This window comes from Streptomyces sp. GS7 (assembly GCF_009834125.1).
In the GTDB taxonomy this organism is placed as follows: Bacteria; Actinomycetota; Actinomycetes; order Streptomycetales; family Streptomycetaceae; genus Streptomyces.
This window is the reverse complement of record NZ_CP047146.1, coordinates 7,367,358-7,389,422: the sequence shown is the minus strand read 5'-3', so window position 1 is coordinate 7,389,422 and position 22,065 is coordinate 7,367,358. Positions and strand designations below refer to the sequence as shown.

The 22,065-nt window shown below is 71.8% G+C and carries 17 protein-coding genes; 14 read left to right on the top strand and 3 right to left on the bottom strand.

The window, feature by feature from the left end; genetic code table 11:
- Nucleotides 1–59 precede the first annotated feature (59 nt).
- From GR130_RS32030 to GR130_RS32005, 6 genes are all read left to right on the top strand, one after another.
- Nucleotides 60–1,931, top strand: a complete 1,872-nt coding sequence (locus GR130_RS32030) for an acetolactate synthase large subunit (protein WP_159507935.1) — start codon at nucleotides 60–62, stop codon at nucleotides 1,929–1,931.
- Between the two features lie 41 nt (nucleotides 1,932–1,972).
- Nucleotides 1,973–2,497 carry an acetolactate synthase small subunit gene (gene ilvN, locus GR130_RS32025; RefSeq protein WP_043266247.1) on the top strand — a complete coding sequence of 175 codons (525 nt, stop codon included), beginning with the start codon at nucleotides 1,973–1,975 and terminating at the stop codon, nucleotides 2,495–2,497.
- 99 nt (nucleotides 2,498–2,596) lie between these two features.
- Nucleotides 2,597–3,595 carry a ketol-acid reductoisomerase gene (gene ilvC / locus GR130_RS32020; RefSeq protein WP_159507934.1) on the top strand — a complete coding sequence of 333 codons (999 nt, stop codon included), beginning with the start codon at nucleotides 2,597–2,599 and terminating at the stop codon, nucleotides 3,593–3,595.
- 429 nt (nucleotides 3,596–4,024) lie between these two features.
- Nucleotides 4,025–5,629 carry a phosphoglycerate dehydrogenase gene (gene serA / locus GR130_RS32015; RefSeq protein ID WP_159507933.1) on the top strand — a complete coding sequence of 535 codons (1,605 nt, stop codon included), beginning with the start codon at nucleotides 4,025–4,027 and terminating at the stop codon, nucleotides 5,627–5,629.
- Nucleotides 5,630–5,921: 292 nt separating this feature from the next.
- Nucleotides 5,922–6,647, top strand: a complete 726-nt coding sequence (locus GR130_RS32010; protein ID WP_159507932.1) for a PRC-barrel domain-containing protein — start codon at nucleotides 5,922–5,924, stop codon at nucleotides 6,645–6,647.
- Nucleotides 6,648–6,769: 122 nt separating this feature from the next.
- Nucleotides 6,770–7,378 (top strand): TetR/AcrR family transcriptional regulator, encoded by a 609-nt coding sequence (locus GR130_RS32005; protein WP_159507931.1) that lies wholly within the window; start codon nucleotides 6,770–6,772, stop codon nucleotides 7,376–7,378.
- A gap of 43 nt (nucleotides 7,379–7,421) precedes the next feature.
- Here the strand turns inward: GR130_RS32005 and GR130_RS32000 are convergent, their stop codons facing one another.
- Together GR130_RS32000 and GR130_RS31995 are read right to left on the bottom strand one after the other, a co-directional pair.
- Nucleotides 7,422–9,140, bottom strand: a complete 1,719-nt coding sequence (locus GR130_RS32000) for a TIGR03767 family metallophosphoesterase (RefSeq protein WP_328707576.1) — start codon at nucleotides 9,138–9,140, stop codon at nucleotides 7,422–7,424.
- Between the two features lie 255 nt (nucleotides 9,141–9,395).
- On the bottom strand, nucleotides 9,396–10,655 hold the full coding sequence (locus GR130_RS31995; RefSeq protein ID WP_159507929.1) for a PucR family transcriptional regulator: 1,260 nt from the start codon (nucleotides 10,653–10,655) through the stop codon (nucleotides 9,396–9,398).
- Nucleotides 10,656–10,859: 204 nt separating this feature from the next.
- Here GR130_RS31995 and GR130_RS31990 point away from each other — a divergent pair, with 204 nt between their 5' ends.
- The 5 genes from GR130_RS31990 (at nucleotide 10,860) to GR130_RS31975 (ending at nucleotide 16,664) form a co-directional block, all read left to right on the top strand.
- Nucleotides 10,860–11,786: a proline dehydrogenase family protein gene (locus GR130_RS31990; RefSeq protein WP_159507928.1), complete on the top strand. Its 927-nt coding sequence runs from the start codon at nucleotides 10,860–10,862 to the stop codon at nucleotides 11,784–11,786.
- A 198-nt stretch (nucleotides 11,787–11,984) separates the two neighbouring features.
- Nucleotides 11,985–13,625: an L-glutamate gamma-semialdehyde dehydrogenase gene (gene pruA, locus GR130_RS31985; protein WP_159507927.1), complete on the top strand. Its 1,641-nt coding sequence runs from the start codon at nucleotides 11,985–11,987 to the stop codon at nucleotides 13,623–13,625.
- Nucleotides 13,626–13,962: 337 nt separating this feature from the next.
- On the top strand, nucleotides 13,963–14,094 hold the full coding sequence (locus GR130_RS41445; protein ID WP_268249797.1) for a hypothetical protein: 132 nt from the start codon (nucleotides 13,963–13,965) through the stop codon (nucleotides 14,092–14,094).
- A 153-nt stretch (nucleotides 14,095–14,247) separates the two neighbouring features.
- The gene (locus GR130_RS31980; protein ID WP_159507926.1) at nucleotides 14,248–15,300 is read left to right on the top strand and encodes a 3-isopropylmalate dehydrogenase; all 1,053 of its coding nucleotides are present in this window, start codon (nucleotides 14,248–14,250) and stop codon (nucleotides 15,298–15,300) included.
- Between the two features lie 278 nt (nucleotides 15,301–15,578).
- Nucleotides 15,579–16,664, top strand: coding sequence for a branched-chain amino acid aminotransferase (locus GR130_RS31975; RefSeq protein ID WP_159507925.1), 1,086 nt, complete (start codon nucleotides 15,579–15,581; stop codon nucleotides 16,662–16,664).
- 83 nt (nucleotides 16,665–16,747) lie between these two features.
- Here GR130_RS31975 and GR130_RS31970 read toward each other — a convergent pair whose 3' ends face one another.
- Nucleotides 16,748–18,208, bottom strand: a complete 1,461-nt coding sequence (locus GR130_RS31970) for a cytosine permease (protein WP_159507924.1) — start codon at nucleotides 18,206–18,208, stop codon at nucleotides 16,748–16,750.
- A 263-nt stretch (nucleotides 18,209–18,471) separates the two neighbouring features.
- On the opposite strand from GR130_RS31970, the gene ureA reads away from it, so the two are divergent.
- The 3 genes from ureA (at nucleotide 18,472) to GR130_RS31955 (ending at nucleotide 22,024) form a co-directional block, all read left to right on the top strand.
- Nucleotides 18,472–19,182 carry an urease subunit gamma gene (gene ureA, locus GR130_RS31965; RefSeq protein ID WP_159507923.1) on the top strand — a complete coding sequence of 237 codons (711 nt, stop codon included), beginning with the start codon at nucleotides 18,472–18,474 and terminating at the stop codon, nucleotides 19,180–19,182.
- Nucleotides 19,179–20,867: an urease subunit alpha gene (locus GR130_RS31960; RefSeq protein ID WP_159507922.1), complete on the top strand. Its 1,689-nt coding sequence runs from the start codon at nucleotides 19,179–19,181 to the stop codon at nucleotides 20,865–20,867. The genes ureA and GR130_RS31960 overlap by 4 nt, the downstream gene beginning before the upstream one ends.
- A 116-nt stretch (nucleotides 20,868–20,983) precedes the next feature.
- Nucleotides 20,984–22,024 (top strand): agmatine deiminase family protein, encoded by a 1,041-nt coding sequence (locus GR130_RS31955; protein WP_159507921.1) that lies wholly within the window; start codon nucleotides 20,984–20,986, stop codon nucleotides 22,022–22,024.
- Nucleotides 22,025–22,065 lie beyond the last annotated feature (41 nt).

Genomic DNA, 22,065 nt, shown 5'->3' with positions numbered 1-22,065 from the left:
TTTGTTGCACAGCAACCTCACAAATCCGTCAAAACCCTCAGCTTCGAGAAGAGACGCAGATGACCGAGCAGGCCACCGGGGCCCACCATCCGCAGCCGCGGGCCCGTAACTCCGGCGGAGCGCAGAAGCCCGCGACCGTCGAGCACGTCACGGGCGCGCAGTCCCTCATCCGTGCGCTGGAGGAGGTCGGGGCCGACACCGTGTTCGGCATCCCCGGCGGTGCGATCCTTCCCGCGTACGACCCGATGATGGACTCCTCGAAGGTCCGGCACGTGCTGGTGCGGCACGAGCAGGGCGCGGGACACGCCGCCACCGGATACGCCCAGGCCACCGGCAAGGTCGGCGTCTGCATGGCGACCTCCGGGCCGGGCGCCACCAACCTGGTCACCCCGATCGCGGACGCGCACATGGACTCCGTCCCGCTGGTCGCGATCACCGGCCAGGTGGCCTCCAAGGCGATCGGCACGGACGCCTTCCAGGAGGCGGACATCTGCGGCATCACGATGCCGATCACCAAGCACAACTGGCTGGTCACCGACCCGGCCGAGATCCCCCGGACGATCGCCGAGGCGTTCCACGTCGCCTCCACCGGCCGCCCCGGCCCGGTCCTGGTCGACATCGCCAAGGACGCCCTCCAGGCGCAGACCACCTTCGTCTGGCCGCCGCACACCGACCTGCCCGGCTACCGCCCGGTCACCAAGCCGCACGCCAAGCAGATCCGCGAGGCCGCCCGGCTGATCGCCGAGTCCCGGCGCCCGGTGCTCTACGTCGGCGGCGGCGTCATGAAGGCCGGCGCCACCGCCGAGCTGAAGGTGCTCGCCGAGCTGACCGGCGCCCCCGTCACCACGACCCTGATGGCGCTGGGCTCGTTCCCCGACACCCACCCGCAGCACCTCGGCATGCCCGGCATGCACGGCTCGGTCGCCGCGGTCACCGCGCTGCAGAAGGCGGACCTGCTGATCACCCTCGGCGCCCGCTTCGACGACCGGGTCACCGGCAAGCTGGACTCCTTCGCGCCGTACGCCAAGGTCGTGCACGCCGACATCGACCCGGCGGAGATCGGCAAGAACCGCGCCGCAGACGTGCCGATCGTCGGCGACGCCCGCGAGGTCATCGCCGACCTGATCGTCGCGGTCCAGGCCGAGCACGACGCCGGCCACAAGGGTGACTACAGCGCCTGGTGGAAGGACCTCAACCGCTGGCGCGAGACCTACCCGCTGGGCTACGACCTGCCGGAGGACGGCAGCCTCTCCCCGCAGCAGGTCATCGAGCGGATCGGCAGGCTCGCCCCCGCCGACACCATCTACGCGGCCGGCGTCGGCCAGCACCAGATGTGGGCCGCCCACTTCATCGACTACGAGCGGCCCTCGACCTGGCTCAACTCCGGCGGCGCCGGGACCATGGGCTACGCGGTGCCCGCGGCGATGGGCGCCAAGGCCGGGATGCCGGACCGCACGGTCTGGGCGATCGACGGCGACGGCTGCTTCCAGATGACCAATCAGGAACTCGTCACCTGCGCGCTCAACAACATCCCGATCAAGGTCGCGATCATCAACAACGGCGCGCTGGGCATGGTCCGCCAGTGGCAGACGCTGTTCTACAACCAGCGCTACTCCAACACCGTGCTGCACAGCGGCCCGGACGCCGGCGCCGGGGCGCCCGGGAGCGGCTCGGCGGCCGGCACCCGGTGCCCGGACTTCGTCAAGCTGGCCGAGGCCATGGGCTGTGTCGCGATGCGCTGCGAGGACCCGGCGGAGCTGGACGCGGTCATCGCCAAGGCCAACGCCATCAACGACCGCCCGGTCGTGGTCGACTTCATCGTCCACGAAGATGCACAGGTGTGGCCGATGGTCGCCGCCGGCACCTCCAACGACGAGGTCATGGCAGCCCGGGGCGTGCGTCCCGACTTCGGCGACAACGAAGACGACTGAGCCAGGACGTCACGGACGCACGGAAGAAGAGAGAAGACGACATGTCCAAGCACACGCTCTCCGTCCTGGTGGAGAACACCCCCGGCATCCTCGCCCGGATCGCCGCGCTGTTCTCCCGCCGCGGCTTCAACATCGACTCGCTCGCGGTCGGGGTCACCGAGCACCCCGACATCTCCCGCATCACCATCGTGGTCAGCGTCGAGTCGCTGCCCCTGGAGCAGGTCACCAAGCAGCTCAACAAGCTCGTCAACGTCCTGAAGATCGTCGAGCTGGAGCCCGGTTCGGCCATCCAGCGCGAACTCGTCCTGGTGAAGGTGCGCGCCGACAACGAGACCCGCTCGCAGATCGTCGAGATCGTCCAGCTCTTCCGGGCCAAGACCGTCGACGTCTCCCCGGAGGCGGTCACGATCGAGGCGACCGGTTCCAGCGACAAGCTGGAGGCGATGCTCAAGATGCTGGAGCCGTTCGGCATCAAGGAGTTGGTGCAGTCGGGCACCATCGCGATAGGCCGTGGTGCCCGGTCCATCACGGACCGCTCGCTGCGTGCCCTGGACCGCACGGCCTGATCCGGCGGACCGCCGGACCGTATGCCGAGACCCCGCAACTTTCCCCGCCCCGCCCGACGTACTGTGTGGGCACCCGCTAGATCCAAGGAGATACCCGAAGTGGCCGAGCTGTTCTACGACGACGACGCCGACCTGTCCATCATCCAGAACCGCAAGGTCGCGGTCATCGGCTACGGAAGCCAGGGTCACGCCCACGCGCTGTCCCTGCGCGACTCGGGCGTCGACGTGCGCGTCGGTCTGCACGAGGGCTCCAAGTCCAAGGCGAAGGCCGAGGAGCAGGGCCTGCGCGTGGTGACGCCCGCCGAGGCCGCCGCCGAGGCCGACGTCATCATGATCCTGGTGCCGGACCCGATCCAGGCCAAGGTCTACGAGGAGTCCATCAAGGACCACCTGAAGGACGGCGACGCGCTGTTCTTCGGCCACGGCCTGAACATCCGCTTCGGCTTCATCAAGGCCCCGGCCGGCGTGGACGTCTGCATGGTCGCCCCCAAGGGCCCGGGCCACCTGGTCCGCCGTCAGTACGAGGAGGGCCGCGGCGTGCCGTGCATCGCGGCCGTCGAGCAGGACGCCTCCGGCAAGGCGTTCGAGCTGGCGCTCTCCTACGCCAAGGGCATCGGCGGCACTCGCGCCGGCGTCATCAAGACCACCTTCACCGAGGAGACCGAGACCGACCTGTTCGGTGAGCAGGCGGTGCTCTGCGGCGGCGCCTCGGCGCTGGTCAAGGCCGGCTTCGAGACCCTGGTCGAGGCCGGCTACCAGCCCGAGATCGCGTACTTCGAGTGCCTCCACGAGCTGAAGCTGATCGTGGACCTCATGTACGAGGGCGGCCTGGAGAAGATGCGCTGGTCGGTCTCCGAGACCGCCGAGTGGGGCGACTACGTCACCGGCCCGCGGATCATCACCGACGCCACCAAGGCCGAGATGAAGAAGGTGCTCGCGGAGATCCAGGACGGCACCTTCGCCAACAACTGGATGGCGGAGTACAACGCCGGCCTGCCGAAGTACAACGAGTACAAGAAGGCCGACGAGAACCACCTGCTGGAGACCACCGGCAAGCAGCTGCGGAAGCTGATGAGCTGGGTGGACGACGAGGCGTAAGCCCTCGGGACAGGGGGCCGCGGGGACTCCTCGCGGCCCCTCGTCCCTGCGCCGCCACCCCTTGTCCACCGCGTAGAACCACGCATGGGTGATCCTTACGCTTCGGTGCAGACTTCGCCCGGCTCCGGCTCCACCCCGGTGGTAAGGTCGGGCCGTGCTGAGCGAGAGCCAAGCCAGCGCAATAGCCTCCAATCTTTTTGGGGAAACCGGGCTGGTTCCAACCCGGCTGGTGTTGATCGCGTAAGACTCGATCGCTCGCTGAGCGGCCGGGCGGCGTGAGCCAGGAATCCCCTTCGTTCACCGAGGGGGAGGGTTCAAAAGCGCGTCAGGCTCACAGCGTCGTGCGTCTTCCACGCGGCTTTCCCCCCTTCACCGCCTTCGGCCGTCGGGACGGCCGTCCGCGAAGGACCAGTGAGGACTGAAGACCACGTGAGCACTGCCAACCCGGGTAAACCCGTTGTACTGATCGCCGAGGAGCTGTCGCCGGCCACCGTCGACGCCCTCGGCCCGGACTTCGAGATCCGGCACTGCAACGGCGCCGACCGCGCCGAGCTGCTGCCCGCGATCGTCGACGTCGATGCCATCCTCGTGCGCAGCGCGACGAAGGTGGACGCCGACGCGATCGCCGCCGCCAGGAAGCTGAAGGTCGTCGCCCGGGCCGGCGTCGGCCTGGACAACGTCGACGTCTCCGCCGCCACCAAGGCCGGCGTGATGGTCGTCAACGCCCCGACCTCCAACATCGTCACCGCCGCCGAGCTGGCCTGCGGTCTGCTGGTCGCCACCGCGCGCAACATCCCGCAGGCGAACACCGCCCTCAAGAACGGCGAGTGGAAGCGCAGCAAGTACACCGGCGTCGAGCTCAGCGAGAAGACCCTCGGCGTGGTCGGCCTCGGCCGGATCGGCGTGCTGGTCGCCCAGCGGATGTCCGCCTTCGGCATGAAGGTCGTCGCGTACGACCCCTACGTCCAGCCGGCCCGCGCCGCCCAGATGGGCGTCAAGCTGCTGACCCTGGACGAGCTGCTGGAGGTCTCCGACTTCATCACCGTCCACCTCCCCAAGACGCCGGAGACCGTCGGCCTGATCGGCGACGACGCGCTGCACAAGGTCAAGCCGAGCGTCCGGATCGTCAACGCCGCGCGCGGCGGGATCGTGGACGAGGCGGCGCTGGCCAGTGCCCTCAAGGAGGGCCGGGTGGCCGGCGCGGGTCTGGACGTGTACGCCGTCGAGCCCTGCACCGACTCGCCGCTCTTCGAGTTCGACCAGGTCGTCGCCACCCCGCACCTCGGTGCGTCGACGGGCGAGGCGCAGGAGAAGGCCGGTATCGCGGTCGCCAAGTCGGTGCGCCTGGCGCTCGCCGGCGAGCTGGTGCCGGACGCGGTCAACGTCCAGGGCGGCGTGATCGCGGAGGACGTCAAGCCGGGGCTGCCGCTGGCCGAGCGGCTGGGCCGGATCTTCACCGCGCTGGCCGGCGAGGTCGCGCTCCGCCTCGACGTCGAGGTGTACGGCGAGATCACCCAGCACGACGTCAAGGTGCTCGAACTCTCCGCGCTCAAGGGCGTGTTCGAGGACGTCGTGGACGAGACGGTGTCCTACGTCAACGCTCCGCTGTTCGCGCAGGAGCGCGGCGTCGAGGTGCGGCTGACCACCAGCAGCGAGTCGCCGGAGCACCGCAACGTGGTGACCGTCCGCGGCACGCTCGCGGGCGGCGAGGAGGTGTCGATCTCCGGCACCCTGGCCGGCCACAAGAACGTGCAGAAGGTCGTGGCGGTCGGCGAGCACTCCATCGACCTCGCGCTCGCCGACCACATGGCATTCCTGCGCTACACCGACCGCCCCGGCGTCGTCGGCACCGTCGGCCGCATCCTGGGCGAGGCGGGGATCAACATCGGCGGCATGCAGGTCTCCCGGGCCGACATCGGCGGTGAGGCGCTGGTCGTGCTCACGGTCGACGACACCATTCCGGCGAGTGTGCTGGCCGAGATCTCCGAGGAGATCGGCGCGACCTCGGTGCGCGCGGTGAACCTCACCCACTGAGCCACCGGCTTGCGCGGGTCGACGGGCCCGGACCCCGCTGCGGCGGAGTCCGGGCCCGTTGCCGTGCGCGCGTCGTACGGAGGGCGGGGCGGTGCCGCCCGCGGACGCCGGCCCCTGCCCCGTTCACCCGAATGGCCTAGCGGGTTCCGAGGGGGAGGGGCCCGCGAGTGCCGTTCGGCGGCCGCCGGAGCCGCCGGGCGCCGGGTCTCCCGAGTCGCTGGGGGGAGGGTCGCGGCGCGCAATGGGAACTGCGCGTGCCCCCGCCGGCGCGTGCGGAAGGAGACAGGACGCCATGAACGCACCCCAGGGTGACACTCCGCAGAGTCTGACCGGTCTGCACGTGGTGGACGCGGAGGGCGCCAAGGTGGGCATCGTCCAGCAGGTCTACCGGGACGATGCCACCAACGACCCCGAGTGGATCACCGTGCGCACCGGGCTGTTCGGCATGAAGGAGACCTTCGTGCCGCTCGCCGGGGCCCGGCGGACCGGCGACGAACTGCAGGTGCCGTACACCAAGGCGACCATCAAGGAGGCGCCGAGGATCGACGCGGACGGCCACCTCGACCCCTCCGAGGAGGAGCGGCTCTACCGCCATTACGGGCTGAAGCAGCCGGGGTCCGGCGGCGGCGACCCGGGCCCGGCCGGCGGCATCACCGAGGGCGCCGGCAGCGCCGCCGGCGCCGGCGGGGCAGCCGCGTCGGCCCGGCCCGCCGCGGCCGCCACGCCGGACCGGAGCACGCCCGGGACGGCCGGGGCCCGCGGCCGGGCCACCGGGGACCCGGTGCCGCACCGCACCCGCGCGACGGCCGGACACGGCGCGCCGGGCGGCGACCGCACCCGGGACGCCACCCGGCCGATGGCGGTGTCCCGCGGCCGTGCCGAGGGGGACGAGCGTGCCGATCGGGAAACGGCGAGCGGCACCGAACTCCCCAAGGAGGAGCGGGAGTTCGACGATGGCCGGGGCAAGGGCAAGGGCAAGGGCAAGGGCGAGGGGTCCGGGCCGGAGGAGCGGCGCTGAGCCGCGGCGGGGTCCGCCGGGCCGGGACGTCGAGCCGGCCCGCCGCCGGAACGCCGGAATCTGTACGTACGTATAAGACGCTCGTCTGGTACAGGTGTCTGGTGCGGCGGTAGGCTGCCCGCATGGGACACCGCGAAGATCTTCTGGAGGGCGCCAAGCGGTGCCTCCTGGAGAAGGGGTACGCGCGCACCACCGCCCGCGACATCGTCGCCGCCTCCGGCGCCAACCTCGCCTCCATCGGCTACCACTACGGCTCCAAGGACGCCCTGATGCGCCAGGCGGTGATCGCCGCCAGCGAGGAATGGGGCGCGGGGTTCGCCGAGGTGCCCGCGGACGGCGGGGCGCGGGCCGGGGAGGGCGAGCCGCTGGAGCGGTTCGCCGCGACCTGGGACACCGTCCTGCAACGCATCGCCACCGAGCGGGAGTTCATCGCCTCGCAGGTCGAGGTGCTGGGGCTGCTGCCGCGTGACGAGGAGCTGCGTACCGCCATCGGCGAGGTGCTGCCGGAGGGCGGCGAGGGGCTGGTCGCGGTCTTCGAAGGGGTGCCGGACACCGAGGTCGACGCGGAGACCGCCCGCGTCGTGGGGTCCTTCTACCAGGCGCTGCTGACCGGGCTGATGGTGCAGTCGCTGGTCACCCCCGACGCGCTGCCGTCGGGCCGGGACCTGGCGGAGGCGCTGCGCCGGGTGACCGCGGGCGAGGTCCTCGGCCCGGACGCGGGGGAGCGGTAGCGGGGCCCGGCGGCCACCGGAGCCCGGTGGCCGCCGTCGGCCGTCACCTGCCGGGCCGGCGCAGCAGCAGCTCCGTGTTGTGGTCGGTGGCGGCGCCGAGCTTGGCGTTCGGGGTGGCGTAGGGGTCGTTGTACGACAACTCGCGGTAGAGGGCGGCCAGTCCGGCGTCCGAGGTGTCGTGGACGTCGGTGACGTACGGGGCGGCGGACTCGACGAGCGTGGTGAACAGGGACAGTGTGCCGTCGCCGTTGTCGGCGAGCTCGATGATCCGGGCGTGCTGCGGATAGTCGACGTGGGAGGCGGTGTTGATCTCCCAGAAGGCCCGCTCGGGGACCGCGTGGCCGTGCGGGGTGATCCTGTTCTCGTGCGTGTGGCCGTTCACCCAGGCGACCACGTTCGGATAGCGCTGCAGCAGCGAGACCAGCGCCGCGCCGTCGTGGCGGAGCTCGAACGGGTGGTACGGGTCGGGCAGCAGATTGCCCATCGTCGCGCTGGTGTGGTGGCTGAACAGCACGATCAGCGAGTCGCCGGACCCGCCGCGCACGGTGCGGCCGTCGGTGTCGTACCAGCGGCTGCTGTGGGACTGCAGCTGCGACTCCAGCCACTTGAGCTGCGCGGTGCCCAGCGAACCGTCCGCGAATCCGGCCCTGTTGGTGGTGTCCAGGCTGATGCCGAGGACGCCCTTGGCGAGCGGGAAGGTGTAGTAGAGGTGGCCGCTGTCCGCCGCGTCCGCGGTGAAGCCGTGGCCGACCGGGCCCGCGCCGGTGTGCGCCGGGTCCAGGTGCGCCCGGGCGAACTCGGCGGGGCTGAACGGGCGGCGCCGCTCGTCCGGGGTGACCTTGCGGATCGCGCCCTCGCTGGTCAGCAGCTTGCCGAGCAGTGCGGCGGCCTGCCCCGGGTCGTGCTTGAGGGCGTCCGCGAGCTTGGCCGCGGTGGCGTCGTCGCAGCCCTCCAGCTTGCGGTCGCCGGTGTAGAGCGAGTTCAGCAGCCCGAGGTCGGGCAGGCTGCCCTCGATGCTGTCGTCGTGGTTGCCGACCGTGGTGTACCAGGGCATCTGCAGGCCGGGCGCGGTGAACGGGCGGCCCGCGCCCGACAGGAAGCCCGGTATCTGCGGCAGCCCCTTGGCCTTGTAAAGGTCCTGGAGGGGCAGTTCGGGGTTCCAGTAGTCGACGTTGCCGGAGTTCTGCACGCCCTCGTAGCGGGACGGGTCGCCGCTGCTGGGGGTGATCCGGCCGCCGCTCATGACGGTCAGATACCAGTCGAGCTCGATGTGCTCGTGGTTGTCGGTGTTGTCGCCGGTGGCCATCACCATGCCGAACGGCATGCCGGTGTACGGGCCCCGGCGGACCGCGTTGACCCGCTCGACCAGCGAGGAGGCGCCGCGCACGGTCAGCGCCTCCTGGGGGCGGCACGCGCTGTCGTTGAACTTCGCCAGGTACTCGAACCGCACCGGCGACTCGACGTCCGCCAGATGCAGATCGGTGAACTGCACGAACGAGGCGAGCCCGGTGCGCCGGTCGTCGCGCCCCGCGCCCGCGCCCGCCAGCTCACCGCGCACCACCAGCGGCCAGCCGGGGCCCGCCACCAGCCGCTTGTACGCCCCGCCGCCCACCGGCCGCGCGGCCTGTTCGAGGGTGGTCCCCCGGGTCCGTACGGCCCGCGCCGCGGTGACCGCCAGCGCCCGGTCGTACGCCCCGGCCGACAGCAGAGCGGCACCCGCGGCGACGGCGGACATCCTGGACATGAATTGGCGGCGGTTCATCCCGTGCATGAAGTCCCCCTGGGGTGGCGGCAGTTGGCGGCGATGGGTCGGTTCGCGGCTCGCGACGCTGCGCCCGCCGGTCGGGCGCAGCCGATGCGCCGTCACGCTACTTGCCAGTAGTCACGGGCAACAGGTCTTGCGCACGACGAGAAGATGGACAGTCGGTGCCGAAGGGACTGTCCGGTGGGTCGGGGGCGCAATGGTCCTGGCGCGCGATCAGCGCGCGACCTGCGGAATCAACCCGCCCTCAGCGGCTCACAGCCTGGCCGCCTTGAGCGCCATGTGGAGCAGCAGCCGGTCCGCGCCCTCGTCCAGGTCGAGGCCGGTCAGCTTCTTGACCCGGCCCAGGCGGTAGTAGAGCGTCTGGCGGTGGATGCCCAACTGCTGGGCGGTGCGCCCGGCCTGGCCCGCGCAGTCGAGGAACGCCTCGGCGGTCCGGGCGAGTTCGGCGTGCGCGGGGGACAGCAGCGGGGCGATGGCCGGGTCGGGTTCGGTGGCGGGGAGGGCGGTCAGCAGGCGGTACGCGCCGATGCCGTCCCACTGGGCGACGGGGCCCAGCCGGGGCTCGGCGCGCGCCGCGCGGGCCGCGTCCAGCGCCTGCCGCCAGGCGGCCGGCAGATCGGTCGGCTCGCGGGTGCCGATGCCGATGCCCGCGGCGCCGGGGCCCGGCCGCGAGCCGGTGCGGCCCCCGGCGGCCGGCGCCCCGCCCGCGCGCGGGGAGCGCAGCAGATGGTCGGCCACCGTATGGGCCGGGGCGAGCGAGCCGGTCTGGCGCAGCCGGACCAGCGCGGCCAGCGCGGGCCCGGCGGCGGCCGGGTGCCGCTGCCCCGCGAGGGCGTCGCCCGGCGCGGGCAGCGGGTAGGCCGCCAGCAGGCCGGGCAGGCTCGGCAGCGGTGCGGCGTCGGTCGCCGCGGTGTCCCAGGGGAGCACGGCCACCAGGGTGAGCGGGGTGCCCGGTATGAAGCGCAGGGTGTCGCGCAGCGCGTCCCGCAGCGCGACCGCCGCGGCGGGCCGCCCCGTGGACCGGGAGGTGAGCAGCTCCCGCAGCAGCTCGGCCAGTTCGGACCCGGCGCGGGACTCGTCGGCGAGCAGCGCGCCGATCCGGGCGGCGGTCTCCATCGCCTGGGCGATCCGGGGGTCGGGAGGGGTGCCGTGGCCGCCCAGCGCGAGGTCGGTCAGATGGCCGTCGTCCAGCAGCCAGACATAGCCGTGCACGATGCCGCGGTGCCGAACGGGCAGACAGATCCGGCCTTTGAAGACGCCGGCCGCCGGGTCCGGGGGAATGCGCAGCGGAGTCGTGGCACGGGCGATGCCGAACGCCTCGAACCAGGCGCGCACCGCCGCCGAGGAGCGGCGCTGGAGGATCGAGCGGGTCCGCACCGGGTCCATGACCTCGTCGTCCTCGCCCTCGTGCGCGCCGAACGCGATCAGCCCGAAGTCCCGGTCCTCCAGCGTCGCCGGGGCGCCGAGCGCCGCCGAGATCTCGTCCACGAGCTGCTGGTAGTCACTCCGCATCCGCCGTCCGGCCCTCTCCTGTCGCCACCGCCACTCCCTCCCCATTCTCATACATCTGTCTGAGATCCCGGCCACGAAGGCGTGACAGCTGTCGATGGCCGGAAAGTGGCGCGATCCTTAAATTTCAGGTGGCTCCCCTTGCCGCCGCGCCCGCCCACAAGGCGCCCGCCCCGGCAATTGTCATCCTGAATCATGGAGGTGCCCATGCTGGGTCCCGTGCTTCTCGCCGCCGCGCGCAGCGACAGCATCCGCCGCCTCGTCGCGGCTGCTCCGGTCACCCGTCCCGTGGTGGACCGCTTCGTCGCGGGCGAGCGCCTGGACGAGTCGATGGCGGTCGTGCGGACGCTGGCCGCCCGCGGGATGGAGGTCACCCTCGACCACCTCGGCGAGGACATCACCGACCCGGCCGAGGCGCTGCGCAACCGCGACGCCTACCTCCAGCTGGCCGAGGCCCTCAAGGAGCACGGGCTCGGCGCCAGGGCCGAGATGTCGGTCAAGCTCTCCGCCTTCGGCCAGGCGCTGTCCGGCGGGCACGAGCTGGCGCTGCGCAACGTCACCCCGGTGGTCGAAGCCGCCGCCGAGGCCGGCACGACCGTGACGCTGGACATGGAGGACCACACGACGGTCGACTCCACCCTCGCCATCCTCGGCGCCCTGCGCGAGCGCTTCCCCCAGACCGGCGCGGTGCTCCAGTCGTACCTCTTCCGCACCGAGGACGACTGCCACGCACTCGCCCAGGAAGGCTCCCGGGTGCGGCTGGTCAAGGGCGCGTACAAGGAGCCCGCGACCGTCGCCTACCAGGACAAGCGGGAGGTCGACCTGGCCTACGTGCGCTGCCTGAAGATCCTGATGGCCGGGCAGGGCTACCCGATGATCGGGTCCCACGACCCGCGGATGGTGGCCATCGGCCAGGAGCTGGCGCACCGCAACGGCCGCAAGCCCGCCGACTACGAATTCCAGATGCTGTTCGGCATCCGCGAGGCCGAGCAGCAGCGGCTGGTCGCGGAGGGGCACCGGATGCGGGTCTACATCCCCTACGGCACCGACTGGTACGGCTACTTCATGCGGCGCCTGGCCGAGCGCCCGGCGAACCTGACCTTCTTCCTCAGGTCCCTGGCCACCCGCGGCTGACCGGCTCATTTGGATTCCGGTTTACCTGTTCTTTTGGAACGCTTTGGGTAGATGCTGGACCCGAGGGCCTCTCGGGGCCAGCACCACCCGCCGCCCACCCGCCGTGGCAGCGCCCGCGGCACCCGACCGACGTACACCGACGTACGTAAACCGACGATCGAGAACCGACGATCGCAAGCGTAAGGAGACACGGCCGCTATGGACGCTGTGACCCAGGTCCCCGTGCCGGTGAACGAGCCGGTGCACAGCTACGCCCCGGGCAGCCCGGAGCGATTCCGCCTGGAGGCCAAGCTCAAGGAGCTGGCCGGCAACCCGATCGAGCTGCCGATGACCATCGGCGGCAGGCGGCGGATGGGCGGCGGCGAGCGCTTCGACGTCGTTCAGCCCCACCACCACTCGGCCCGGCTCGGCACCTACGCCAACGCCACCACCCAGGACGCCCGGGACGCGGTGGACGCCGCGCTGGCCGCAGCCCCCGCCTGGCGCGAGATGGCGTTCGACGACCGTGCCGCGATCATCCTCAAGGCCGCCGACCTGCTCGCCGGCCCCTGGCGCGAGACGATGGCCGCCGCCACCATGCTCGGCCAGTCCAAGACCGCCCAGCAGGCCGAGATCGACACCCCCTGCGAGCTGGTCGACTTCTGGCGCTTCAACGTCCACTTCGCGCGGCAGATCCTCGCCGAGCAGCCGCCGGTGAACTCCCCGGGCGTCTGGAACCGCTCCGACCACCGCCCCCTCGAAGGCTTCGTCTACGCGATCACGCCCTTCAACTTCACCGCGATCGCCGGCAACCTCCCGACCGCCCCCGCCCTCATGGGCAACGTCGTGGTCTGGAAGCCGTCCCCGACCCAGACGTTCGCCGCCGTGCTGCTGATGCGGCTGCTGGAGGAGGCCGGGCTGCCGCCGGGTGTCATCAACCTCGTCACCGGCGACGGCAAGGACGTCTCCGAGGTGGCCCTGACCCACCCCGACCTGGCGGGCATCCACTTCACCGGTTCGACCAGGACCTTCCAGTACCTCTGGAAGACGGTCGGCACCAACATCGAGAAGTACAAGACCTACCCGCGGCTGGTCGGCGAGACCGGCGGCAAGGACTTCATCGTCGCCCACCCCTCGGCCGACCGCGCCGTCCTGAAGACCGCCATGACCCGCGGCGCCTTCGAGTTCCAGGGCCAGAAGTGCTCCGCGGCCTCCCGCGCGTACGTCCCGGCCTCCCTTTGGAACGCCGGGTTCAAGGAGGAGTTCGCGGCCGAGGTCGACGCGCTCTCCATGGGCGACGTCACCGAGCTGGCGAACTTCATGGGCGCGGTCATCGACGAGCGCGCCTTCGCCAAGAACAAGGCGGCGATCGACCGCGCCAAGGCGGACCCCACCATCGAGGTCGTGGCCGGCGGCACCTACGACGACAGCGTCGGCTACTACGTCCGACCCACCGTCCTGGTCTCCACCGACCCGGAGAACGAGATCTTCAAGGACGAGTACTTCGGCCCCATCCTCGGCGTCTACGTCTACGACGACGAGGCCGAGGGCGGCTACGACGCCATGCTCACCCAGATGGAGTCCGCCTCGGCGTACGGCCTGACCGGCTGCGTCATCGCCCAGGACCGGGCCGCTGCCGCCGCCACCTGCGAGAAGCTGCGCTTCGCGGCCGGCAACTTCTACATCAACGACAAGCCCACCGGTGCCGTGGTCGGCCAGCAGCCGTTCGGCGGCGCCCGCGCCTCCGGCACCAACGACAAGGCCGGCGCCAAGCAGAACCTGATGCGCTGGACCTCCACCCGCTCCATCAAGGAGACCCTGGTCCCGCCGACCGACTACCGCTACCCGCACATGGGCTGACGCCCGCGCGCACAGCCACGGCCCGGTGCCCCCTCGGGGGTGCCGGGCCGTCGGCGTGGCGGGAAGGACGGGAAGGACGGGAAGGGGCGCCGTGGCGGGAAAGTGCGCCTGCCGTCTCAGATAGTAGGAAGCCCAAGTAATTGTGCAGACATCACGGCCCCGCTGTCCTAGCTTTGTAGATGCCGAACGTATCGCTGCATCCAGCGAATGCGGATGCGGCCCGGTGCGTATGCGCAGGTGACCCCTGCCGCGCCGAGGCCCCCGCTCCTTCCGGCCGCTTCTGGATCGACGCACCCCTCACGTTCTTCTCGGGGCTTTGGCATTGGAGATGCGCAACATGGCCGAGACCACTGTCCGCAGGACCCGTCACTCCGCCCGTCAGACCAACGACGCCGACCGCCAGAACGCCGCCGCCGCACTTCAGCGCGCGCTCGACCGCCGCGACAACGGCGGCGCTACGGGGCACTGACCCGCCCGGCCGAAGACGCCGCAGGGGCGCCCGGGATCCGTTCCCGGGCGCCCCTGCGCTGTGGAGGCCCGCCCGGCCGCACCGTCGCCCAACGGCTTGTCCGCATGCCGGACGTTACGTGTCAATCACTGGGACGCGGAGTAGGGTCCAGACATGTCTCGCAGCATTCGCCTCGCAGTGATCCCCGGTGACGGTATCGGCCAGGAAGTCGTGGCCCAGGGACTCAAGGTCCTGACCGCGGTCCTCCCGCAGGACGTCAAGCTGGAAACCAAGGAGTACGACCTCGGGGCCCGGCGCTGGCACCGGACCGGTGAGACCCTGCCGGACGCGGAGCTGGAGTCGCTCAAGCAGCACGACGCGATCCTGCTCGGCGCGATCGGCGACCCGTCGGTACCGTCCGGTGTGCTGGAGCGCGGCCTGCTGCTGAAGCTGCGGTTCGCCTTCGACCACTTCGTCAACCTGCGCCCGTCGAAGCTGTTCCCGAACACCGCGACCCCGCTGGCCGTTCGCGACGAGCAAAGGGGGGCGATCGACTTCGTCGTCGTACGCGAGGGCACCGAGGGCCCGTACACCGGCAACGGCGGCAGCCTGCGGACCGGCACCCCGGCCGAGGTCGCCACCGAGGTCAGCGTGAACACCGCCTACGGCGTGGAGCGGGTGGTACGGGACGCGTACGAGCGGGCCAACGCCCGCCCCCGCAAGAAGCTGACCCTGGTCCACAAGAACAACGTCCTGGTCTACGCGGGACACCTGTGGAAGAACATCTTCGACCGGGTCGGCCGGGAGTACCCCGAGGTCACCACCGACTACCTGCACGTCGACGCCGCGACGATCTTCCTCGTCACCCAGCCCGAGCGGTTCGACGTGATCGTCACCGACAACCTCTTCGGCGACATCCTCACCGACCTCGCCGCGGCCGTCACCGGCGGCATCGGCCTGGCCGCCTCCGGGAACATCAACCCCAGCGGCGCCTTCCCGTCGATGTTCGAGCCGGTGCACGGCTCCGCGCCGGACATCGCCGGCACCGGCAAGGCCGACCCGACCGCCACGATCCTCTCCGTCGCGCTGCTGCTGCGCCACCTCGGCCACGAGGAGCGGGCCGCCCGCATCGAGGCGGAGGTCGCCGCCGACCTGGAGGCCCGGGACGGCTCGGCCCGTACGACCGAGGAGATCGGCGACGCGATCGCCGCACGCGTGGCGGGCTGACGCCCGACGCACCGCAGCACCCTCGCAGCGCCGGGCCCGCCGTGGCCCGGCGCTGTCGGCATGGTCGGCATGGTCGGCCCTGTACAACCGGCGGGTTCGGCGCGACCATCGACGCGGACCGCACACACCGGTTCCGGCGCCGGACACCCACGCGCGATAATCGGACGAGGGGCCGGCGTCCGCCGAGAAACGTGGACGTCCCAGTAACGACCGGTACGCCCAAGCGATCGTGCGCACGGCCGCGCGGCAAGGGACTACGCAGTGAAGGACACGCATTCATGACGACGCCCGCGATCGAGCTCAAGCCCTCCTCGCACCCGCTGCCCGCCGCGGAGCGGGAGCAGATCCTGGCCGCTCCCGGTTTCGGCCGGCACTTCACCGACCACATGGTGACGATCAAGTGGACCGAGGGCCGCGGCTGGCACGACGCGGAGCTGGTGCCGTACGCGCCGCTCTCCCTGGACCCGGCGAACATGACCCTGCACTACGCGCAGACGATCTTCGAGGGCCTGAAGGCGTACCGCCAGCCCGACGGCGGCGTCGCCACCTTCCGCCCGGACGCCAACGCCCGCCGCTTCCAGGCGTCCGCCCGCCGCCTGGGCATGCCCGAACTCCCCGTCGAGACCTTCATCGCGGCGTGCGACGCGCTGGTCACCCAGGACAAGGCGTGGGTGCCGAACAGCGGTGAGGCGTCCCTCTACCTCCGGCCGTTCATGTTCGCCAGCGAGGTCGGGCTGGGCGTCAAGCCCGCCAACGAGTACCTCTTCCTCGTCATCGCCTCGCCCGCCGGCGCGTACTTCCAGGGCGGCGTCAAGCCGGTCTCGGTGTGGCTGTCGGAGGAGTACGTCCGGGCCACCCCGGGCGGCACCGGCGCGGCCAAGACCGGCGGCAACTACGCCGCGTCCCTGGTCGCCCAGGCACAGGCCGCCGAGCAGGGCTGCGACCAGGTGGTCTGGCTGGACGCGATCGAGCGCCGCTGGATCGAGGAGATGGGCGGGATGAACCTGTACTTCGTGTACGGCAACCGCATCGTCACCCCGGAGCTGACCGGTTCGCTGCTGCCCGGCATCACCCGCGACTCGCTGCTGACCATCGCCGCCGACCTCGGGTACGAGGTCTCCGAGGGCCGGATCTCGGTCGAGGAGTGGCAGGGCGCCACCGAGGACGGCACGCTGACCGAGGTCTTCGCCTGCGGCACCGCCGCGGTCATCACCCCGGTCGGCAGGGTCAAGTCGGCCCGCGCCAACTGGACGGTCGCCGACGGCGAGCCCGGCGAGGTCACCATGAAGCTGCGCAAGGCGCTGCTGGACATCCAGACCGGCGTGGGCGCGGACACCCACGGCTGGATGCATCCGCTGGGCTGAGCCCGGCCCCCGGCGACGCCGCAGGCCGCCACCGACGCTCCGTCGGTGGCGGCCTGCGCCATGAGCGGGGGAGGGGCCCCGGATCAGCGGACCTCGGCGGGGGACTCGGCGGCCGGCGCCTCCGTGCGGGGCGCGGGGACCGGGCGCAGCGGCGCGCCCGGGCGCGGTGCCCGGGCGGTGAGCAGGACGTAGACGATGCCGGCGGCGGCCGCGGCGAGCACGAAGCTGATGTCGATCCCGCCGGTGAAGGACAGCAGCGGGCCCTTGTAGAAGGGCGTGTCCACGCCCATCAGGCCGACCGCCGAGCCGACCGCCCAGGCGACGGTGGCCTGGACGTTCCAGCCGGCCCGGAACCAGTAGACGCCGCCGACCGTGCCGCGGTTGTAGACCTGGAGGGAGTCCGCGTCGTAGGTGCCGCGGCAGCGCACGAAGCCGATGACGGTGATCACCGCCCACGGCGTGCCGATGGCGGTCATCAGCAGCACGAACGACGTCATGGCGTCCTGCGCGGCCCACAGGAAGTGGCCGGCGTAGACCAGCGCGGTGGAGATCGCGGCGACCACGTAGGTGGCCTGGGTGCGGGTGGCCTTCGGCAGGATCGCGTCCAGGTCGAGACCCATGCTGTAGAGCATCAGGCCGGAGTTGCCGACCGAGCCGGCGGAGGCGTTGAGCAGCAGCAGGGCCAGGTACCAGAACGGCGCCCCGGCGACCAGCGGGCCGGCGTAGTCGCTGCCGTCCGCCCCGACCGCCAGGGCGCTGAAGGTGCCGAAGAGCTGCGGGACCAGCAGGCCGACCAGCAGACCGCAGTAGGTGGCCGCGAAGACCTTCTTGGAGCTGTGCCGGCGCGGGGAGATGTAGCGGCTGTAGTCGCCGAGCAGGGTGATGAAGGCGATCGGGCCGCTGAGGCCGGCGGACACCGCGGCCAGCAGCCAGGTCTGCCAGAAGCCGCCGAGCGCGTACGAGGTGCCGGGGACCGGGCCGGTGTGGAAGGTGGGCAGGTAGGCGAGCACGCCGACCGCGAGCAGGACGGTCAGCCCGACGGAGAGCAGCTTGCTCATCCGGAGCAGCACCCGGTAGCCGTAGACCGCGCCCACCGCGGTGGCGCCGGCCAGGAGTGCGTAGACCACCGCGTAGGCGGTGCCGTCGCCCGGCAGGCCGATGAGGCGGTGCAGGCAGCCGACCATCGCGTCACCGCCCACCCACAGGGTCAGCGCCGTGTAGCCGAGCGAGAGCAGCAGGCCGATCACCGAGCCGACGAGCCGGCCGCGGACCCCGAAGAACGCGCCGCTGCTGGTGGAGAGGTTGGTCGCGCTGCGCAGCGAGACCAGCGCGAGCGGGGCGGTCAGGACGGCGCCGAGGACGGTGCCGGCCGTGAGGGAGGTGACCGAGCCCCAGAACCCGAGGCCGAAGGAGACCGGTAGCCAGCCGAAGATCACCACGCCCAGGGCCAGGTTCGACCCGAGAAGGATCGAGATGAGGTCGCGAGGAGTGCTGGTGCGCTCCTCGTCCGGGATGGTGTCGACTCCGCGTTGTTCGATCGGCATGAGGGCTCCCCTGAGAGGCCGGAACAGATGGTGAGCGGTGCTGTGCGCGGTGCTCCGTGTGGTGGACAGTGCTCCGGAGCGGTGCCCCGGAGCGGCGCTCGCTGCTGCGAGATCATTTGAACGACGCTCTAGAAACGATCAATTCACGCCATGGACTAGAGCGACGCTCAATATGAGTCATGCGTCTGGCCTAGGTCAATGGTTTCGGAATGATGAATTCCGAGTTAGAGTGATGCTCAATTCGAGCGGGAGGATGGGACCGGATGCGGCTGACCCCAACAGAACGCGACCGGCTGCTGCTGTTCGGCGCGGCCGAGCTGGCCCGGGCCCGCCGGGCCCGCGGACTGAAGCTGAACGTGCCCGAGGCGACCGCGTTGATCGCGGACACAGTCTGCGAGGCGGCGCGGGACGGGCGCCGCCTCGCGCAGGCCATCGAGGCGGCGCGCGGCGTGCTCGGCCCGGACGACGTCCTGCCGGGCGTCGCCGACGTCGTCACCGAGGTGCACGTCGAGGCCGTCTTCGACGACGGCTCCCGGCTCGCGGTGGTCGGCGACCCGATCGGCGCCGCGGCCGGCCCCGCCGCCGGCGGTGCGGACGCGCCGCCCGCGCCCGGCGCGGTGCTCCCCGGCCCGGCCGACCCGGAGCCCGAACCCGCGGTGCTGCTCGCGGTCCGCAACACCGCGCCGGTGCCGATCAGCGTCACCTCGCACTTCCACTTCTTCGAGGCCAACCCCCGGCTGGAGTTCGACCGCGCCGCCGCGTACGGCATGCGGCTGTGCGTCCCGGCGGGCTCGTCGGTGCGGTTCGACCCCGGGGGCGGCTCGACGGTCGGCCTGGTGCCGATCGGCGGCGACCGGATCGCCATCGGCTTCGCCGGACTGGTCGACGGCCCGCTCGACGCGCCGGGAGCCAAAGCCGAAGCGCTGCGGCGGGCCGCCGCCTGCGGCTACCTGGGAGCGGAGGAGCGCGCATGACCATCGATCCCCATGAGTACGCGTCGGTCCACGGCCCACGGGCCGGCGACCGGGTCGTCCTCGGCGACTCCGGACTGGTCGTCCGGGTCGAGTCCGACGCCCAGAAGCCCGGTGACGAGTTCCTCGCCGGCTTCGGCAAGACCGCCCGCGACGGACTGCACCTCAAGGCCGCCGCGGTCCGCGAGACCTGCGACGTGGTGATCAGCAACGTCCTGGTCATCGACGCGGTCCAGGGCATCCGCAAGGTGTCCGTCGGCATCCGCGAGGGCCGGATCCACGCCATCGGGCGGGCCGGCAACCCGGACACCCTCGACGGCGTCGACGTCGTCGTCGGCACGGGCACGTCCATCGTCTCCGGCGAGGGCCTGATCGCCACCGCCGGCGCCGTGGACACCCATGTCCACCTGCTCTCCCCGCGCGTGATGGAAGCCTCACTGGCCTCCGGCGTGACCACGATCATCGGCCAGGAGTTCGGGCCGGTCTGGGGCGTCGGCGTCAACTCCCCCTGGGCACTGGGCCACGCCTTCAGTGCCTTCGACGCCTGGCCGGTCAACATCGGCTTCCTGGGCCGCGGTTCGTCCTCCGGGGACGCCCCGCTGGTCGAGGCGCTCGCCGAGGGCGGCGCCTGCGGCTTCAAGGTCCACGAGGACATGGGCGCGCACGCCCGCGCCCTGGACACCGCGCTGCGGGTCGCCGAGGACCACGACGTCCAGGTCGCGCTGCACAGCGACGGCCTCAACGAATGCCTCACCGTCGAGGACACCCTCCGCGTCCTGGACGGCCGCACGATCCACGCCTTCCACATCGAGGGCTGCGGCGGCGGGCACGTCCCCAACGTCCTGAAAATGGCCGGCGTCCCCAACGTCATCGGCTCCTCGACCAACCCCACCCTCCCCTTCGGGCGGGACGCGGTCGCCGAGCACTACGGCATGATCGTCTCGGTCCACGACCTCAAGACCGACCTGCCGGGCGACGCCGCCATGGCCCGCGACCGCATCCGGGCCGGCACGATGGGCGCCGAGGACGTCCTGCACGACCTCGGGGCGATCGGCATCACCTCGTCCGACGCCCAGGGCATGGGCCGGGCCGGCGAGACGGTCCGGCGCACCTTCGCGATGGCCGGCAAGATGAAGGCCGAACTGGGCCCGCTGGAAGGCGACGGCGCACACGACGACAACGCCCGCGTACTGCGCTACGTCGCCAAGCTCACCATCAACCCCGCCATCGCGCACGGCCTTTCGCACGAGATCGGGTCGATCGAGGTCGGCAAGATGGCCGACATCGTGCTCTGGAAGCCGCAGTTCTTCGGCGCCAAGCCGCAACTGGTGCTCAAGTCCGGCTTCCCCGCGTACGGCGTCACCGGCGACCCCAACGCCGCCACCGACACCTGCGAACCCCTCGTCCTCGGCCCGCAGTTCGGGGCGCACGGCGCGACCCCGGCGGAGATCTCCGTAGCCTTCGTCGCGCGCGCCGCGGCCGAAGCGGGCGGCGACGGCATGCCCACCCGCCGCCGCCGGGTCGCCGTCCGCGGAACCCGCGGAATCGGCCCCGGCAACCTGATCCGCAACTCCCGTGTCGGACAGGTGCAGGTCGACGGGCGCAGCGGACTCGTCACCCTCGACGGCGACCCGATGCGCTCCGAACCGGCCGACACGGTCTCCCTCTCCAGGCTCTACTTCCTCTGACGCCCGGAAACCGCACCGCCGTGTCCCGGCAGCGGCGCCCCCCTCGTCGCGCCGCTGCCGCCGGTACGCACCGCCCCGCCCGCACCGACGCTCCCCCCGAACCGTGAGGACCCCGTATGAACACCCCCGCCGCCGACGGATTCCGCATGCCCCCCGAATGGGCACCGCACGAGCGCACCTGGATGGCCTGGCCCGGCCCCAACTTCACCTTCGGCGCGGAGGGCGGCGAGGCGCTCGCCGAGGCCCGCACCGCCTGGGCCGCCGTCGCCCGCGCGGTCCGGCGGTACGAGCCGGTCACCGTGGTGACCGGCCCCGGCCAGCTGGCGGGCGCCCGCGCCCTCCTCGGCGAGGACGTCGACCTGGTCGAGCGCCCCCTCGACGACGCCTGGATGCGCGACATCGGCCCCACCTTCCTCACCGACGGCCAAGGCCAACTGGCCGCAGTGGACTGGGTGTTCAACGGCTGGGGCGCCCAGGAATGGGCCGCCTGGGACCGCGACGCGAAGATCGCCGAGCAGGTCGCCGGGCTCGCCGGGGCCCGCCGCTACACCACCTCGCTGGTCAACGAGGGCGGCGGCATCCACGTCGACGGCGAGGGCACCGTGCTGCTCACCGAGACCGTGCAGCTCGACCCGGGCCGCAACCCCGGCCGCACCAAGGAGGAGGTCGAGGCCGAGATCCACGCCCACCTCGGCACCACCAAGGCGATCTGGCTGCCCCGCGGCCTGTACGCCGACTACGGGCAGTTCGGCACCCGCGGCCACGTGGACATCGTCGCCGCCTTCGCCCGCCCCGGCGTGGTGATGGTCCACACCCAGCCGAACCCCGACCACCCCGACCACGCGATCTGCAACGAGATCGCCAAGCTCCTGCGCGCCTCGACGGACGCCGCGGGCCGCCCGCTGGAGGTCGTCGAGATCCCGGCCCCCACCGTCATCGAGGAGGACGGCGAGCCGGTCGACTACTCCTACATCAACCACCTGCAGTGCAACGGCGGCATCGTGCTGTGCGCCTTCGACGACCCGCGCGACGAGGAGGCCGCCGCGATCTTCCGCCGGCTCTTCCCCGGGCGCACCGTCACCCTCGTCGACGCCCGTACGATCTTCGCAGCGGGTGGCGGTATCCACTGCATCACCCAGCAGCAGCCGAAGGTCTGATGCACCCCTGACCGACCAGCCCGACCAGCCCGTCCCAGCCC